The 14318-nt window shown below is 67.1% G+C and carries 15 protein-coding genes; 11 read left to right on the top strand and 4 right to left on the bottom strand.

The window, feature by feature from the left end; translation table 11 throughout:
• The first annotated feature begins 4 nt into the window (after positions 1-4).
• The 5 genes from NMB40_RS17670 to NMB40_RS17650 all read left to right on the top strand — a co-directional run bounded on the left by NMB40_RS17670 (position 5) and on the right by NMB40_RS17650 (position 5386).
• Positions 5-1417: an FAD/NAD(P)-binding protein gene (locus NMB40_RS17670; protein WP_494359274.1), complete on the top strand. Its 1413-nt coding sequence runs from the start codon at positions 5-7 to the stop codon at positions 1415-1417.
• A gap of 55 nt (positions 1418-1472) precedes the next feature.
• A complete protein-coding gene (uvrD, locus tag NMB40_RS17665; RefSeq protein ID WP_282243539.1) occupies positions 1473-3665 on the top strand; it encodes a DNA helicase II in 2193 nt (730 codons plus the stop codon).
• Positions 3666-3680: 15 nt separating this feature from the next.
• A complete protein-coding gene (locus NMB40_RS17660; RefSeq protein WP_494359273.1) occupies positions 3681-4004 on the top strand; it encodes a low molecular weight protein tyrosine phosphatase family protein in 324 nt (107 codons plus the stop codon).
• A gap of 142 nt (positions 4005-4146) precedes the next feature.
• Complete coding sequence (locus NMB40_RS17655) at positions 4147-4728, top strand: hypothetical protein (RefSeq protein ID WP_494359272.1); 582 nt, start codon at positions 4147-4149, stop codon at positions 4726-4728.
• Positions 4729-4831: 103 nt separating this feature from the next.
• The gene (locus NMB40_RS17650; RefSeq protein WP_494359271.1) at positions 4832-5386 is read left to right on the top strand and encodes a hypothetical protein; all 555 of its coding nucleotides are present in this window, start codon (positions 4832-4834) and stop codon (positions 5384-5386) included.
• A gap of 58 nt (positions 5387-5444) precedes the next feature.
• Here the strand turns inward: NMB40_RS17650 and NMB40_RS17645 are convergent, their stop codons facing one another.
• Entirely contained in the window at positions 5445-6083 is a 639-nt protein-coding gene (locus NMB40_RS17645) for a hypothetical protein (RefSeq protein WP_494359270.1), read from the bottom strand.
• A 282-nt stretch (positions 6084-6365) separates the two neighbouring features.
• Between NMB40_RS17645 and NMB40_RS17640 the strand changes: the two genes are divergently transcribed.
• From NMB40_RS17640 to NMB40_RS17630, 3 genes are all read left to right on the top strand, one after another.
• A complete protein-coding gene (locus tag NMB40_RS17640; RefSeq protein WP_494359269.1) occupies positions 6366-6647 on the top strand; it encodes a hypothetical protein in 282 nt (93 codons plus the stop codon).
• Positions 6648-6774: 127 nt separating this feature from the next.
• Positions 6775-8058, top strand: coding sequence for a hypothetical protein (locus NMB40_RS17635; protein WP_494359268.1), 1284 nt, complete (start codon positions 6775-6777; stop codon positions 8056-8058).
• A 71-nt stretch (positions 8059-8129) separates the two neighbouring features.
• Positions 8130-8576, top strand: coding sequence for a universal stress protein (locus NMB40_RS17630; RefSeq protein ID WP_068847830.1), 447 nt, complete (start codon positions 8130-8132; stop codon positions 8574-8576).
• 1 nt (position 8577) lies between these two features.
• Here the strand turns inward: NMB40_RS17630 and NMB40_RS17625 are convergent, their stop codons facing one another.
• Together NMB40_RS17625 and NMB40_RS17620 are read right to left on the bottom strand one after the other, a co-directional pair.
• Positions 8578-8817 (bottom strand): hypothetical protein, encoded by a 240-nt coding sequence (locus tag NMB40_RS17625; protein WP_068854463.1) that lies wholly within the window; start codon positions 8815-8817, stop codon positions 8578-8580.
• Positions 8818-8836: 19 nt separating this feature from the next.
• Positions 8837-9121 carry a DUF2782 domain-containing protein gene (locus tag NMB40_RS17620; protein WP_448143873.1) on the bottom strand — a complete coding sequence of 95 codons (285 nt, stop codon included), beginning with the start codon at positions 9119-9121 and terminating at the stop codon, positions 8837-8839.
• A 97-nt stretch (positions 9122-9218) separates the two neighbouring features.
• On the opposite strand from NMB40_RS17620, the gene polA reads away from it, so the two are divergent.
• The 3 genes from polA to NMB40_RS17605 all read left to right on the top strand — a co-directional run bounded on the left by polA (position 9219) and on the right by NMB40_RS17605 (position 13401).
• Positions 9219-11990 (top strand): DNA polymerase I, encoded by a 2772-nt coding sequence (polA, locus tag NMB40_RS17615; RefSeq protein WP_494359267.1) that lies wholly within the window; start codon positions 9219-9221, stop codon positions 11988-11990.
• 313 nt (positions 11991-12303) lie between these two features.
• A complete protein-coding gene (locus tag NMB40_RS17610; RefSeq protein ID WP_494359266.1) occupies positions 12304-12798 on the top strand; it encodes a DUF421 domain-containing protein in 495 nt (164 codons plus the stop codon).
• A 93-nt stretch (positions 12799-12891) separates the two neighbouring features.
• Positions 12892-13401 (top strand): hypothetical protein, encoded by a 510-nt coding sequence (locus NMB40_RS17605; protein WP_494359265.1) that lies wholly within the window; start codon positions 12892-12894, stop codon positions 13399-13401.
• On the opposite strand, the gene hemF is transcribed toward NMB40_RS17605, so the two are convergent.
• A complete protein-coding gene (gene hemF, locus NMB40_RS17600) occupies positions 13388-14293 on the bottom strand; it encodes an oxygen-dependent coproporphyrinogen oxidase (protein ID WP_282243503.1) in 906 nt (301 codons plus the stop codon). The two genes, NMB40_RS17605 and hemF, sit on opposite strands and share 14 nt — an antisense overlap.
• Positions 14294-14318: the final 25 nt, after the last annotated feature.

Genomic DNA, 14318 nt, shown 5'->3' with positions numbered 1-14318 from the left:
GCGCATGTCCTACAATGCGGCCATGACCGACTCCGAACCCATGCTCCAGGCCGACCTGGCCATCATCGGCGGCGGTGCGGCCGGTGTGCTGGTCGCGCTCAACGCGCTGCGCAGCGCCACGGTGCCGCTGCAGGTGGTCCTGTTCGAGCCCGCGTCCACGCTGGCCCAGGGCATCGCCTACGCCACGCCGTGGCCGGAGCACCTGCTCAACGTGCCGGCCGGCAAGATGAGCGGCCTGCCCGAGCAGCCGGGTGATTTCGTCGATTACCTGCTGCAGGCCGACGCATTGCCGGGCCTGTCGCGCGATGCACTGGCCGAGACCTTTGTTCCGCGCCGCCATTACGCGGCGTACCTGCAGCATCGCCTTGCCGACGCCGAGGCGCAGAGCCCGGCGCAGCTGCAGGTGGTGCACGCTCCGGTCGTCTCCCTGGTGCCGGGCATGCCGTTGCACACACTGCTGCTGGCCGACGGCGGGCAGTGGCAAGCGCCGCAGGTGGTCCTGGCCTGCGGCAACAGCATGCGCCCGTTGCCCGCGCCCGGCGCCGAGGCCCTGCCGCCCGGCCGTGTGGTCGATGCATGGGATTACGACGGCGTACGCCTGCTGGCCGGCGATGGCGACCTGGCCATCATCGGCTCGGGCCTGAGCATGGCCGACAGCGTGGTGGCATTGGCCACGGCGGGTCATCGCGGCCGCATCCACGTGCTGTCGCGGCACGCACTGCTGCCCCTGCCACACGCGCACGGCGGCATCGCCAAGTTCGATCCGCAGCCGCTGCTGGCGATGCCACTGCGCGCCCGCATGCGCGCGCTGCGCGGCCATGTGCGCGACGCGGCGGCGAAGGGCATTCCGTGGCAGGGCGTGATGGACCGCATCCGTCCTCTGGGCCAGGCGCTGTGGCAGGGACTCGATGCGGCTGACCAGCGCCGTTTCCTGCGCCACGTGGTGCGCTACTGGGACGTGCACCGCCACCGCATTGCCGAAACCGTGCATGCGCAGCTGGCGGAACTGGAGCAATCGGGCCAGCTGCAGCGCCACCGTGCGCGGCTGGATGCGGTGCTGGTGCTGGACGGTACGTTGCAGCTGCACGCGCACGGGCCGCAGGGCGGCATGCAGCCGCTGAACGTAGGCGCGGTCATCAACGCCACCGGCGTGGAAACCCGCGCGTTGGCCATGCGCAACCCGCTGCTGCAGCAGCTGCTGGCCGATGGCCATGCGCGCACCGGCCCGCATGGGCTGGGGCTGGACAGCGACGGGGCAGGGTTCCTGCTGGATGCGCAGGGCAGGCCGCAGCCGGGCGTGCAGCTGGTGGGCAGCCTGCGCATCGGCACCCTGTGGGAAAGCCTGGCCATTCCTGAGCTTCGGATTCAGGCGCAACAGGCCGCCATGGCAGCGTCGGGTCACGACCCACGGTCGTGACCTACCGGTTGGCTGGCCGGCCCCCGTGGGGCGGCGGGCGGGGTAAAATGAGCGCATGGATGTCTCCCACCTGCTCGACGGGCTCAACCCCGCTCAGCGCGAAGCTGTGTCCGCCCCGCCTGGCCACCATCTGGTGCTTGCCGGTGCCGGTTCCGGCAAGACCCGCGTACTGATCCACCGCATCGCCTGGCTCAATGAAGTCTGCGGCGTGCCCACCCATGGCATTTTCGCGGTGACCTTCACCAACAAGGCCGCCGGCGAAATGCGCCACCGCATCGACGTGCAGCTGCCGCAGGGCAGCCGTGGCGCGTGGATCGGCACCTTCCACGGCCTGGCCCATCGCCTGCTGCGCCTGCACTACCAGGAAGCCAAGCTGCCCGACAGCTTCCAGGTGCTGGATTCGGACGACCAGCTGCGGCTGGTCAAGCGCGTGGTGCAGCAGCTGGAAATCGACGACAGCAAGCACCCGCCCAAGCAGATCGCGTGGTGGATCAACGAGCAGAAAGACGAAGGCCGCCGCCCGCAGCACATCCAGCCCGAGCCGAACGATGCCTGGCTGGAAACCATGCGCCAGGCCTACGCGGCCTACCAGGAGCGTTGCGACCGTGCCGGCCTCGTCGACTTCGCCGAGCTGCTGCTGCGCGCGCACGAACTGCTGCGCGACAACCCGGCGCTGCTGGCCCACTACCGCTCGCGCTTCCGCGAGATCCTGGTGGACGAGTTCCAGGACACCAACGCCATCCAGTACGCCTTCGTGCGCGTGCTGGCCGGCGACAGCGGCCACGTGTTCGTGGTCGGCGACGATGACCAGGCCATCTACGGCTGGCGCGGCGCCAAGGTCGAGAACGTACAGCGCTTCCTGAAGGATTTCCCCGGCGCGCAGACCGTGCGCCTGGAGCAGAACTACCGCTCCAGCGCCAACATCCTGGGCGCGGCCAATGCGGTGATCGCGCACAACCCGGACCGGATCGGCAAGGAACTGTGGACCGACAGTGGCGATGGCGACCCCATCGACCTGTACGCGGCCTACAACGAAATGGACGAGGCGCGTTACGTGGTCGAGCGCGCGCGCCAGTGGGTGCGCGATGGCGGCAGCTATGGCGACGCCGCCGTGCTCTACCGCAGCAACGCGCAGTCGCGTGCATTCGAAGAAGCGCTGCTCTCCGAGCAGGTGCCGTACCGCGTGTATGGCGGCATGCGCTTCTTCGAGCGCGCCGAAATCAAGGACGCGCTGGCCTACCTGCGGTTGATGACCAACCGCAACGATGACGCCGCCTTCGAGCGCGCGGTCAACACACCGACGCGCGGTATCGGCGACCGCACCCTGGACGAAGTGCGCCGGCTGGCGCGCACCCAGGCGATCTCGCTGTGGGAAGCCACCATGCTCACCACCCAGGGCAACGAGCTGGCCGCCCGCGCGCGCAACGCGCTGGCAGGCTTCCTCACCCTGGTCAACCAGCTGCATGCCGAAGCCGGCGAGATGACCCTGGCCGAGCGCATCGACCACGTGCTGATCCGCTCGGGCTTGCGCGAGCACTGGTCCAAGGAAAGCCGCAACGCGCTGGATTCGGAATCGCGCGCGGACAACCTGGACGAGCTGGTCTCGGTGGCCTCGCGCTTCACCCGGCGCGAGGACGACATCGAGGAAACCGGCGAGACCATGAGCGAGCTGGTCGCCTTCCTGTCCTACGCCTCACTGGAAGCCGGCGAAGGCCAGGCCCAGGCGGGTGAGGAGGGCGTGCAGCTGATGACGCTGCATTCGGCCAAGGGCCTGGAATTCCCGCTGGTGTTCCTGGCCGGCATGGAAGATGGCCTGTTCCCGAGCGCGCGTTCGCTGGAAGAAAGCGGGCGGTTGGAAGAAGAGCGCCGCCTGGCCTACGTGGGCATTACCCGCGCGCGCCAGAAGCTGGTGCTCAGCTACGCCGAATCGCGCCGCATCCACGGCCAGGAAAACTACAACGTGCCCTCGCGCTTCCTGCGCGAGATCCCGCGTGAGCTGCTCAACGAAGTGCGCCCCAAGGTGCAGGTCTCGCGTGGTGCCTCGCTCGGTGCCAGCCGCCCGGCCGGCCACGCTGCGCTGGAAGCGCCGCCGCTCAAGTTGGGCGCGATGGTCACCCACGCCCGCTTCGGCGAAGGCATGGTGACCGACTACGAAGGCAGCGGCGCGCACGCGCGCGTGCAGGTGGAGTTCGCCGAGGCCGGCAGCAAGTGGCTGGTGATGGCCTACGCCAACCTCACCGTGATCTGACCGGGCGTGTCACGGATGACCCGCCATGTGCTTTTCCTCTGCAGCCAGAACCGCCTGCGCAGCCCGACCGCTGAGCAGGTATTCGCCGACTGGCCTGGCGTGGAAACCGCGTCGGCCGGCGTGCTCGCCGATGCGGATGTGCCGGTGAGCCCGGAGCTGCTGCAGTGGGCGGAGGTCATCTTCGTGATGGAGCGGGCGCACCGCACCCGGTTGGCCAGCCGGTACCGGCAGTGGTTGAACGGGAAGCGGGTGATCTGCCTGGATATTCCGGACGACTACGACTTCATGGCGCCGGCACTGGTCGAACTGCTGAAAAAGAAGGTAGTTCCGCACCTCTAGGGCCGTGCGATGGCGGTCCGCGTAGGTAAACGATGGATGGTTATTGCAAGCGTGTAGGGAATTGCCCTATGCCGGCTGGCACCTTGTGCCCTCATAATTTCCCCCCTGCCGGACGGCACCCCACCGAAACACCTGCAAAGGAATGTACATCGTGCGAGCAATTGCGATCATCGCTGTCGTGTCACTCATCAGTGGCTGTGGAACAGTCGCCAGGAAGGTCACTCCCGAACAGACAGCGGCGTCCAGCCGCTTCTACCCGGGCAAAAGCGCAGTAGAGCTGAAGTCGGCGGCAGAGAAGGCCTTGACCCTGCTCGCGCCGGACAGGATCAGGGTGGAGGTGAAGGAGAATGAAGTTCGCGCCAGGCACTCCTACAGCTACATCGCCAACCGCATTGGGTACGTCGGAAGTACGACGTCGTTTTCAAAAGTGCAGGCGCAAGGAGCTACCTGGTACGACGTGACGTTCGACGAGGAAGCAGGCGGGACGCGCGCGCGCTTCACGTATCTCAACGCCGAACCTGCAGGGATGTTCCATCCTGGTCTCAAGTCGAACCTGCCGGTGACGGCCGATAACAACATTGATGATTTCAAGCTCTTCCATGACAGGTTGGAGTATCTGGTCGGGCTTCGCGCGGCGTGGACGCCTTGCCCAAGCGCTCCTGTGGCTGAGCGCCAATTCATCGAGCTCTGTGACCAGGTCGGGTTGCAGAACGCCGCACCCTGACCCAAATGCGGGACGGCTGCTGTTGGTGGGGAAAGTGCCGTACTTTTAGGGTCACCCATGGCGTGGCTCTACAATGACCCACCCACCTTTCCAGGCGTGCCCCATGTCCACCTCCCTCGTCGCCATCAACGTCAAACTCAACGCCCGGCTCCAGCCCGAGCACCGCCTGCAGCTGTTCGAAGACCCGCTCGAGGCGATGCTTGAAGCTGCCGGCATCGGCGAAATCATGGGCGGTGGCACCGCGCTGACCGACGAAGGCGAAGTGGAATACGGTGACCTGGAAATCCAGCTGCACGACCCGGCTGCGCTGCCGACCGTCATCGAACTGCTCGAACAGCTCGGCGCCCCGAAGGGCTCGCTGATCCAGCGCGAAGGCGAGGCCGATGTATCGTTCGGCATCACCGAAGGCCTGGGCCTGTACCTCAATGGCACCGACCTGCCCGACGAGGTCTACGAGCAGTGCGACTCGAACTACGTGTTCGACCAGATCGTCGAGCGCATCGACGGCCACGGCGAAGTCTGCAGCTGGTGGCAGGGCCCGAGCGAAACCGCGCTGTACCTGTACGGCGCCTCGTTCGAGACCCTGCGCGAGCGCATCGCCGAGCTGGTGGCAACCTACCCGCTGTGCCAGGGCGCGCGGGTGGTTCAGATCGCCTGACGCGATTCGCATAGCGCCGGGCTGAGCCGCGGGCGCCATGCAATTGATCACTGGACCGTCAGTGGCCTGACTGCTGGTGGTCCGGAATGTCCTCGGATTGGCCCTGCCCAGACATGGATTGTTTGAAATTGGCGGTCAAATCCGCGACTGCCCGCTCCAGCGCTATTTCCCAGTTCTCTCGTGAGACCACCTGGTACACGTTGGAGCCGTGGCCCTCCGCAGTGAACCTTTTGGTCTGACCGTCACTGCGTGAGGTAACGTCTATGGAGATCTCTGCCAGCATCCGTTGAGACCATCCGGCCGCTCGCCAGAACTCGAATGGCATGGTGACCGAGAACTTCGTCATTGAAGCGTCCACGTAGGTGCATGAAGCCTCGCATGAGGCTGCGGTCCTGTAACCCATGTTGCGTAGCGCCTGGATCAGGATCTCGCGGGTCTTGTCGGCGACGGTGCCGGATTCAAGATTGACCAGCGATCCATTGCCCCCACGTGCAAATCCCCCAACATTTCTTGACCTGTCCGCGGTAGGTACAGCTTCCAGGATGTCCTTGCGGACGTCCTGCACGGCGCCTACAACGACGACGGGTCCTTGCTCGGGGTTCACGCGGACATCCGGAACATTGACACGCACCATTTCAGTGCGCATGCCACAGCCTGTCAGGATGAGTAGCAGTGTTGCGGCGACGATTGACCTCATTGTTTCCCCCTGTCCACGTTTCAATTCACTGGTGCAGCATTATTGCTTCCCAGACAGGCGGCTGGTGCGGCACGCCTCGGCTGGCGCCTTCGCCATAAGGGTGACGGGAAGCCGATGAAGGTGCCCAACGCCGCGCGGGAAAGGGTCATCCCCTCCCCGGCGCGTCCGCTTCGTTCCCGGTGAAACGCGACTCATCCCGGATTTCACACGGTTCGTCGCGTGCTCCTTGTGGCGTCCCGGGCAGGCGCCCAGAGTCTGGCGCTGTCTGCTGGGAGCACACACATGAACAAGGGAATCCCGTACCTGATGGCTGCACTGGTCGCGCTGACGCTGTCGGCGGGCTGGGCGGCACCGGTACTGGCCCTGTTCGAGCATGTGGCCGCCTGCCTGGACGGCGGTGGCAGCCTGGACCTGCTGCGGATGCGCTGCGCGCCGCCAAGTGGCGCGCGTGACCTGCTGCTGCAGGGCTGGGGCTTCTGGGTGACCGCTGCGGCCGTCGCGGTGGTGGCTGCCCTCGCGACCCGGACGCGCCCACCGCGCCGGCGTTCGCCGCTGCTGAACTGAGCTTTGCAACCAGTCCGAGCGGTGGGAGAGCGGAACACTGTTAGTGTCCGAGCCCACTCCAGCACCGGCATGGGCCTTGATCAGCAACGCGATCCAGCGGACGTCTTCGCTCCGGTCCCTCGCCGGCATGCCCGACGACGCCCGCGCGCGGCGCGGGTCGCTACCCGTGTTGGCGTTGTCACATCTACAGAATGCGCCGACCCAGGTGCCGCAGATGCTCGACCTGGCCGACTGCACAACCCGGCCTTGGCACGGGCCCGGCAGCCAACCCGCCGTGATCGTCACACGCGGGGCCGAGCGCTGGCGGGTCAAGGCAACCGCCGACGCGCATTGCAGCGCCATGGAAGTCACGCTGGGCAAACTGTTCCAGCTCACCGGGCTGGTCGCTCCGGACACCGGGCTGGTGGCGGCTGTCGAGGGCCTGCCGACCGGTACCCAGCATGTCGGCTCACGCTTCGAGGCGGATTTCCAGGACCTGGGCGACTTCCTGGTCAGTGACGCGGCTGCGGCGCTGGTCGCGGCGGCCGATCCTTCAGCGCGCAGCGCCTACGAGGCGCTAGGGGCCGGCCATGCGCAGGCCGTATCCGACAACGCCAAGCTGCCGAACAACGCCGGGGTTGAGTGGTGGGCACTGCGCGGCGAGGAAGCCCAACAGCACGCCGCCAACGACCAGCGCCGGTTCAACGCACTGGACGCGATGAACCGCCTGTTGCCGGCGCCACTGCGCTGCGAACAGCTGCGTCATTTCATCGCCTCGCGCTGGCTGTGCAACTGGGACCAGCTCAACTACCGGCTGGAGAACTTCGGCTACACCCTCCGGGACGGGGTGCGGGTGGGCATGTCGCTGGATTTCGGCTCCTGCGGGCCGCTCGGCTTCCGCAACCTGCAGACGGGCGCGATGCTGCCCAAAGCGGCCAGCCAGGCGGTGGCCATCGCACAACGCCCGCCGTCGTTGTTCCCGATTCCGCTGGCATATATGACCAACGTCGGTCATCTCGATGCGATGTGCAGCGATCCCGGGCCCCTGCAGGATGTCAGCGCCTGGCCCTATGGGTTCCAGTCCGAGAGCATCGCCACGCTGTTCCGGCCACCGCTCGCCCTTGATCCTGCCGTGGCCGATACGCTTGCCGAAATGGGTTACCGCCTGGAACTGCTGCCGGTGCCTGCGCTCATCGCCGTCATCCAGCGGCACTGGCCGGGGTTGCCTGGCGAGGCGGGGGCAGCGTGGCCCACGGCCGCCGAGCTGGCCGAACACCTGCTCCGCCGCCGCGACGCCCTGCTGGCGCGGTTCGATCCGGTGCAGATCGCCGACTGGGTGCAGGCCGATCCCGACCGCGCGGCGAGGGTCCGGCAGGAACTCACCGACGCCGCGCAGGCCATGCTCGGCGCCCCGGCCGACCGCACGGATTGATCCGCCTCAAGGCGTGCTCTCCACGCCGGGTGTGCAATGGTGTCCCCACTGCCTTTGCCAAGGAGCGTGCCATGTACAAGCGGATCCTGATTGCCACCGATGGCTCCGAGCTGTCCGAAAAGGGCCTGCTCAAGGGGCTGGAACTGGCCCGCGACCTCAACGCCGAAATCGATATCGTCACTGTCTCCGAGCCCTGGGCCGTCGGCATGTATGACGCCATGGGCTGGAGCGTGGGCTACATGAACAGCCCCGAGTACAAAGCCGACCGCGAAGAGACCGCAGAGAAAGTGCTGGCGCCTGCCAAGGCCGCCTGCGAGGCGCAGGGCCTGCGCGCCACCACCGTGCACGTGCTGGACCGCTATGCCGCCGACGGCATCATCGACACGGCCATGGAGCGCAACAGCGACCTGATCGTGATGACCTCGCACGGCCGCCGCGGCGTGACCCGGGTGCTGCTCGGCAGCCAGACCGCCGAAGTGCTCGCACGCAGCACCGTGCCGGTGCTGGTCATCCGGTGATCTACGGGCGCAGCTTCAACGCCATCGACTCGTCCAGGCTGCCGTCGGGCTGCACCACCACGTAGCGTTCCCCGGCCCGGTCGAACAGCACCGGGATCGGGTCGCGGAACAGCGGGCGGCGCACGAAGCGCAGCGACCAGCCGAAATGCTCCAGGGTGTCCACGGCCTGGCGCTGCTCGTCATTCAGCCCCGCACGCAGGGCGGCGGGGTCGATGGGCTTGCGTCGTTCAGGAGTCGTCATCGGGTACGGCAGGGCCTGCTCACCAGCTGTAGAGCTTCCAGTACACCGGCGAGGTGCCATCCTTGCTCCGGTCCACGCCGCTGTGCTGGCTGCCTTCGTACATGTAATACGGCGCGCCACGCGACGGGGTGACCTTGACCATGCGCAGCTGGCCACTGACCCGGTATTCCTCGATCACATCGCCGTTGTCCATGACCCGCTTGGCGATATCGGCCCCCTTCACATCGACCGGGGGCACGCCCGCACCACCGGTGGTCGCACAACCAGCCAACACGAGCAGGCCAGCCAGCAGCAGAGTTTTCATGGGCCATGGTTCCTGGGTCGGGGGAGTCTCGATTATGCCCGATGACCGGTGATGCCGGTGCCGGGAATGGCCCCGGCGGGGCGCGTAGAATCGTCGCATGAGCCGATTAGTCCTGATTGACGGGTCCAGTTACCTGTATCGCGCGTTCCACGCGCTTCCGCCGCTGACCAACGCTGCCGGTGAGCCCACCGGCGCGCTGTTCGGCGTGGTCAACATGCTGCGCGCCACCCTGAAGGAGCGACCCGAGTACGTGGCCTTTGTGGTCGACGCGCCCGGCAAGACCTTCCGTGACGACCTGTACGCCGACTACAAGGCCAACCGGCCGCCGATGCCCGACGACCTGCGCCCGCAGATCGAGCCGATGTGCCAGATCGTCGAGGCGCTGGGCCTGACCATCCTGCGCATTCCCGGCGTGGAAGCCGACGATGTGATCGGCACGCTGGCGCTGCAGGGCCACCGCGACGGGATGACGGTCACCATCTCCACCGGTGACAAGGACTTCGCCCAGCTGGTCCGCCCGGGCATCGAGCTGGTCAACACCATGACCGGCAGCCGCATGGATTCGGATGCCACGGTAATGGACAAGTTCGGCGTGCGCGCCGACCAGATCGTCGACCTGCTGGCGCTGATGGGCGACACCGTGGACAACGTGCCCGGCGTGGAGAAGTGCGGCCCCAAGACCGCCGCCAAGTGGCTGGCCGAGTACCAGACCCTGGACGGGGTCATGGCCGCCGCGCCCGGCATGAAGGGCAAGATCGGCGAAAACCTGCGCGCGGCGCTGGAGCGCCTGCCGCTCAACCGCGAACTGGTCACCATCCGCACCGACGTGCCGCTGGATGCCACCCCGCAGACGCTGGCCCTGCGCGACCCGGACGTGCCCGCGCTGGGCGAGCTGTACCTGCGTTACGGCTTCACCCAGGCGCTGAAGGAACTGGGCGGCCCGGTGCCGGCCCCGACGGCTGCCAGCGACGCGCCGGTGAGCCTGCGCGGTACCGCCGCCGGCTACGCCCGTGGCGCGGCCAGCGAGCCGGCGCCCGTGCCGGACGCGGCCCTGTCCGCCCCGGGCGACTACGAAACGGTGCTCACCACCGAACAGCTGCAGGCCTGGGTGGCCCGCGCCGAGGCGGCCGAGCTGGTCGCCTTCGATACCGAGACCGACGCGCTGGATGCCATGCGCGCCAACCTGGTGGGCATCAGCCTGGCGGTCGAGCCCGGCCGCGCCGCCTACATCCCGGTCGGACATGACTACCCCGGCGCCCCGGCCCAGCTGCCGCGCCAGCAGGTGCTGGACGCGCTGCGCCCGGTGCTGGAAAACCCGGACAAGAAGAAGCTCGGCCAGCACGGCAAGTACGACCTGCACGTGCTGCGCCGCCATGGCGTGAACGTGCAGGGCTACCACGACGACACCATGCTCGAAAGCTTCGTGCTCAATTCCACCGCCACCCGCCACGACATGGATTCGCTGGCGATGCGCTACCTGGGCTACAGCACCATCAAGTTCGAGGACGTGGCCGGCAAGGGCGCCAAGCAGATCCCGTTCTCGCAGGTGGGGCTGGACGAAGCCAGCCGCTATGCCGCCGAAGATGCCGACATCACCCTGCGCCTGCACCGCGTGCTGCACCCGCAGCTGCTGGAATCGGCGTCGCTGGACAACGTGTACCGCAGCATCGAAATGCCGCTGGTGCCCGTGCTGGCCCGGATCGAGGCCAACGGCGTGTACATCGACAGCGCCGAGCTGCGCCGGCAGAGCCAGGACCTGGGGGCGCGCATGCTGGCGGCCCAGCAGAAGGCCACAGAGCTGGCCGGGCGCACCTTCAGCCTGGACTCGCCCAAGCAGCTGCAGGCGGTGCTGTTCGACGAACTGAAGCTGCCGGCGCTGGTGAAGACCCCCAAGGGCCAGCCCAGCACCAATGAAGAGGCGCTGGAGGCGATCGCCGAGCAGCACGAGCTGCCGCGAGTCATCCTGGAGTACCGCGGGCTGGCCAAGCTGCGCAGCACCTACACCGACAAGCTGCCGGAGATGGTCAACCCCGACACCGGCCGGGTCCACACCAGCTATCACCAGTCCGGCGCGGCCACCGGCCGGCTCTCCTCGTCGGACCCGAACCTGCAGAACATCCCGATCCGCACCGAGGACGGCCGCCGCATCCGCCGCGCCTTCGTGGCCCCGCCGGGGCACAAGCTGCTGGCCTGCGATTACTCGCAGATCGAACTGCGGATCATGGCCCACCTGTCCGAGGACCCGGGCCTGGTACGTGCCTTCGAACAGGGGGTGGACGTGCATCGTGCCACGGCGGCGGAGGTGTTCAGCCGCGCGCTGGACGAGGTCACCCCGAACGAGCGCCGCGCCGCCAAGGCCATCAACTTCGGCCTGATGTACGGCATGAGCGCGTTCGGGCTGGCCCGCAACCTGGGCATCGACCGGGGCCAGGCGCAGGATTACGTGGCGCTGTACTTCAGCCGCTACCCGGGCGTGCGCGATTTCATGGAGCGCATGCGCCAGCAGGCGCGCGACCAGGGGTATGTGGAAACCATCGAAGGGCGCCGGCTGTATCTGAACGATATTCACGCCCGCAACCAGGGCCTGCGCGCCGGCGCCGAGCGCGCGGCGATCAATGCGCCCATGCAGGGCACCGCCGCGGACATCATCAAACGGGCCATGGTGAAGGTGGACGACTGGCTGCAGGGCCAGGGCGGCCGCGCCCGGATGATTCTGCAGGTGCACGATGAACTGGTATTCGAAACCGAAAGCGAGTTTCTGGAAACCTTGCGCACGCAGGTGGTCGAGCTGATGTCGTCTTCAGCTCAATTGCGCGTGCCGCTGGTGGTGGATGCGGGGGTCGGTGATAACTGGGATGAGGCGCATTGAGACCTGAATCACGTTGAATAAGCTGAATTGGTTCATTGCGGCCCGATAAACTGACTCTTCGATGAATGTTTTAGGTTTCACCCCAGTATTAATTGGCGTCCTTCACGAACTATCAATGTTCGAGGTGCTTTTATAGACCTCGACAGGCGCAATGCCTGTTGTGGATCTCTCCCATCCCCTGGAGCAGATCTCGGAACGGGGGCTCCTCCCCAAGCGCCCGTTCCCCGGCCCCGCTGACCTCCCCCTGGTCGGCGGGGCTTTTTATTTTGGGCCTCCCCACCCATGCTGCACCCATGTTCCCCGGGGGCGCCCCATGAGCGATCTGTTCGACCTGGCCATGCCCTGGTGGGAGTTCATCCTGCGCGCGGTGGTCGTGTACGCGGTGGTGCTGGGCATGGTGCGGCTGTCGGGCAAGCGCGCGCTGGGGCAGATCACCCCGTTCGACGTGCTGCTGATCGTGCTGCTGGGCAATGCGGTGCAGAACGCGCTGCTGGGCAAGGACACCTCACTGGGTGGCGGGCTGCTGCTGGCGGCCACGCTGATCGGCATCAACTACGGCGTGGGTTGGCTCAGCACGCGCAGCGCCAAGGTCGAGACGCTGGTGGAAGGCGAACCGGTGCTGATCGCGCGCGACGGCGAAGTGCTGGCCTCGGTGCTCAAGCGCGAACTGGTCACCCGCGCCGACCTGGAAGCGGCCATGCGCCAGCAGGGCTGCACCCACATCAGCGAAGTGTCGATGGCGCTGCTGGAAATCAACGGCCACATCACCATCGTGCCCAGGCAACCCAAGGAAGACGGTAACGGTTGAGCGGAATGTGAAAGCGCATCGCGGCACGCACTGCTGAAATCGGCCGCATCAGGGGCCGCTGCTGGAGTGGCCCACGCAACGGAGATGCCTGTCATGCCCCTAGAACCCGCCGCTTCCACCGCCCGTCCCTGGGTGGCCGTCTACACGGGAGGCGCTGCGTCCCGCGTCCGCAATGATGATCCGCCGCCGTCGTACGAGGAGGCCACGCGCGCACCTTCGCCCGAGCCACGGCTGCTGCCGTCTTCCCGTGCAATCCCCCGGGTGGTGGGCAACGAACCGCCCGCGTGGCGGCTGCGCTTCTCCCGGCGGCCGCACCCCGATTCGCAGCAGCGCGAGCTGCAGGAGCAACTCAAGCGTCGCGAACGCACCCAGATCAAGCTGGACAACGCTTACAGGCATCTGGACGAAGTGCTTCTGGAACACGCAAACCTTTCGGCATCGGGCCGCGCCTATTGTGGCGGTGGTCTTTTCGATGACGACGAATGCAGTGCGATCAGCAGCGCGCGGAGTGAGGTCGAACACTACGTGAGGAAGAAGCGCGAACTGCAGGACGCGCATGCCGCGCTGATGCGTCGCAACGCAGCGCGACTCAGCCCGGAGTGAGCCAGTCGCGCGGCACCAGGTAATCGCCCAGCCGCGCCTCGGCGCTGCCGGGCTCCGGCTGGAACCCATACTCCCAGCGCACGCGCGGCGGCAGGCTCATCAAAATGCTTTCGCTGCGCCCGCCGCTCTGCAGCCCGAACAGCGTGCCGCGGTCGTACACCAGGTTGAATTCCACGTAGCGGCCCCGCCGGTACAGCTGGAACTCGCGCTCGCGTTCGCCATACGGGGTGTGCTTGCGACGTTCCACCATCGGCAGGTAGGCCTGCAGGAACCCGTCGCCCACCGCGCGCAGGTAATCGAAATCGCGTTCGAAGTCGCCGTGCAGGTCGTCGAAGAACAGCCCGCCCACGCCGCGCGTTTCATTGCGGTGGCGCAGGAAGAAGTACTCGTCGCACCAGCGCTTGTGCGCCGCATAGCGCTCTTCGCCGAACGGCGCGCACAGGTCGTGGGCGACCTGGTGCCACTGCTGCACGTCCTCGTCGAAGGGGTAGAACGGGGTCAGGTCGAAGCCACCGCCGAACCACGCGGCCACCTGCTCGCCGTCACGCTCGGCGCTGAAGTAGCGCACGTTGGCGTGGGTGGTGGGCAGGTACGGGTTGAGCGGGTGGAACACCAGTGAAACCCCGGTGGCGCGCCACGAGGCCCCGGCCAGTTCCGGCCGGTTGGCCGAGGCCGACGGCGGCAGGCGGGTGCCGGAAACGTCGGAGAAGCCGATGCCGGCCTGCTCGAACACCGCGCCATCGCGCAGGATGCGGGTACGGCCACCGCCGCCCTCGGCGCGCTGCCAGAGGTCTTCGCTGAAGCGGGCCTGGCCGTCGGCGGATTCGACCGCGCCGCAGATGCGGTCCTGCAGGTCGGTCAGGTAGCTGCGTACGCGCTCGAATTCGTTCATGGCGGTACTTTACCGCAGGGCAGCG

It is taken from the genome of Stenotrophomonas sp. FBCC-B152, from assembly GCF_059134105.1.
Note: the sequence above shows the minus strand (reverse complement) of the source record. Positions and strands in the feature narration are given on the sequence as shown.

Bases quoted from the DNA above. Each gene is read 5' to 3' on its own strand.
- NMB40_RS17670 (WP_494359274.1), top strand. From the start codon at position 5: ATGTCCTACAATGCGGCCATGACCGACTCCGAACCCATGCTCCAGGCC.
- uvrD (WP_282243539.1), top strand. From the start codon at position 1,473: ATGGATGTCTCCCACCTGCTCGACGGGCTCAACCCCGCTCAGCGCGAA.
- NMB40_RS17660 (WP_494359273.1), top strand. From the start codon at position 3,681: ATGACCCGCCATGTGCTTTTCCTCTGCAGCCAGAACCGCCTGCGCAGC.
- NMB40_RS17655 (WP_494359272.1), top strand. From the start codon at position 4,147: ATGTACATCGTGCGAGCAATTGCGATCATCGCTGTCGTGTCACTCATC.
- NMB40_RS17650 (WP_494359271.1), top strand. From the start codon at position 4,832: ATGTCCACCTCCCTCGTCGCCATCAACGTCAAACTCAACGCCCGGCTC.
- NMB40_RS17645 (WP_494359270.1), bottom strand. From the start codon at position 6,083: ATGAGGTCAATCGTCGCCGCAACACTGCTACTCATCCTGACAGGCTGT.
- NMB40_RS17640 (WP_494359269.1), top strand. From the start codon at position 6,366: ATGAACAAGGGAATCCCGTACCTGATGGCTGCACTGGTCGCGCTGACG.
- NMB40_RS17635 (WP_494359268.1), top strand. From the start codon at position 6,775: ATGCCCGACGACGCCCGCGCGCGGCGCGGGTCGCTACCCGTGTTGGCG.
- NMB40_RS17630 (WP_068847830.1), top strand. From the start codon at position 8,130: ATGTACAAGCGGATCCTGATTGCCACCGATGGCTCCGAGCTGTCCGAA.
- NMB40_RS17625 (WP_068854463.1), bottom strand. From the start codon at position 8,817: ATGACGACTCCTGAACGACGCAAGCCCATCGACCCCGCCGCCCTGCGT.
- NMB40_RS17620 (WP_448143873.1), bottom strand. From the start codon at position 9,121: ATGAAAACTCTGCTGCTGGCTGGCCTGCTCGTGTTGGCTGGTTGTGCG.
- polA (WP_494359267.1), top strand. From the start codon at position 9,219: ATGAGCCGATTAGTCCTGATTGACGGGTCCAGTTACCTGTATCGCGCG.
- NMB40_RS17610 (WP_494359266.1), top strand. From the start codon at position 12,304: ATGAGCGATCTGTTCGACCTGGCCATGCCCTGGTGGGAGTTCATCCTG.
- NMB40_RS17605 (WP_494359265.1), top strand. From the start codon at position 12,892: ATGCCCCTAGAACCCGCCGCTTCCACCGCCCGTCCCTGGGTGGCCGTC.
- hemF (WP_282243503.1), bottom strand. From the start codon at position 14,293: ATGAACGAATTCGAGCGCGTACGCAGCTACCTGACCGACCTGCAGGAC.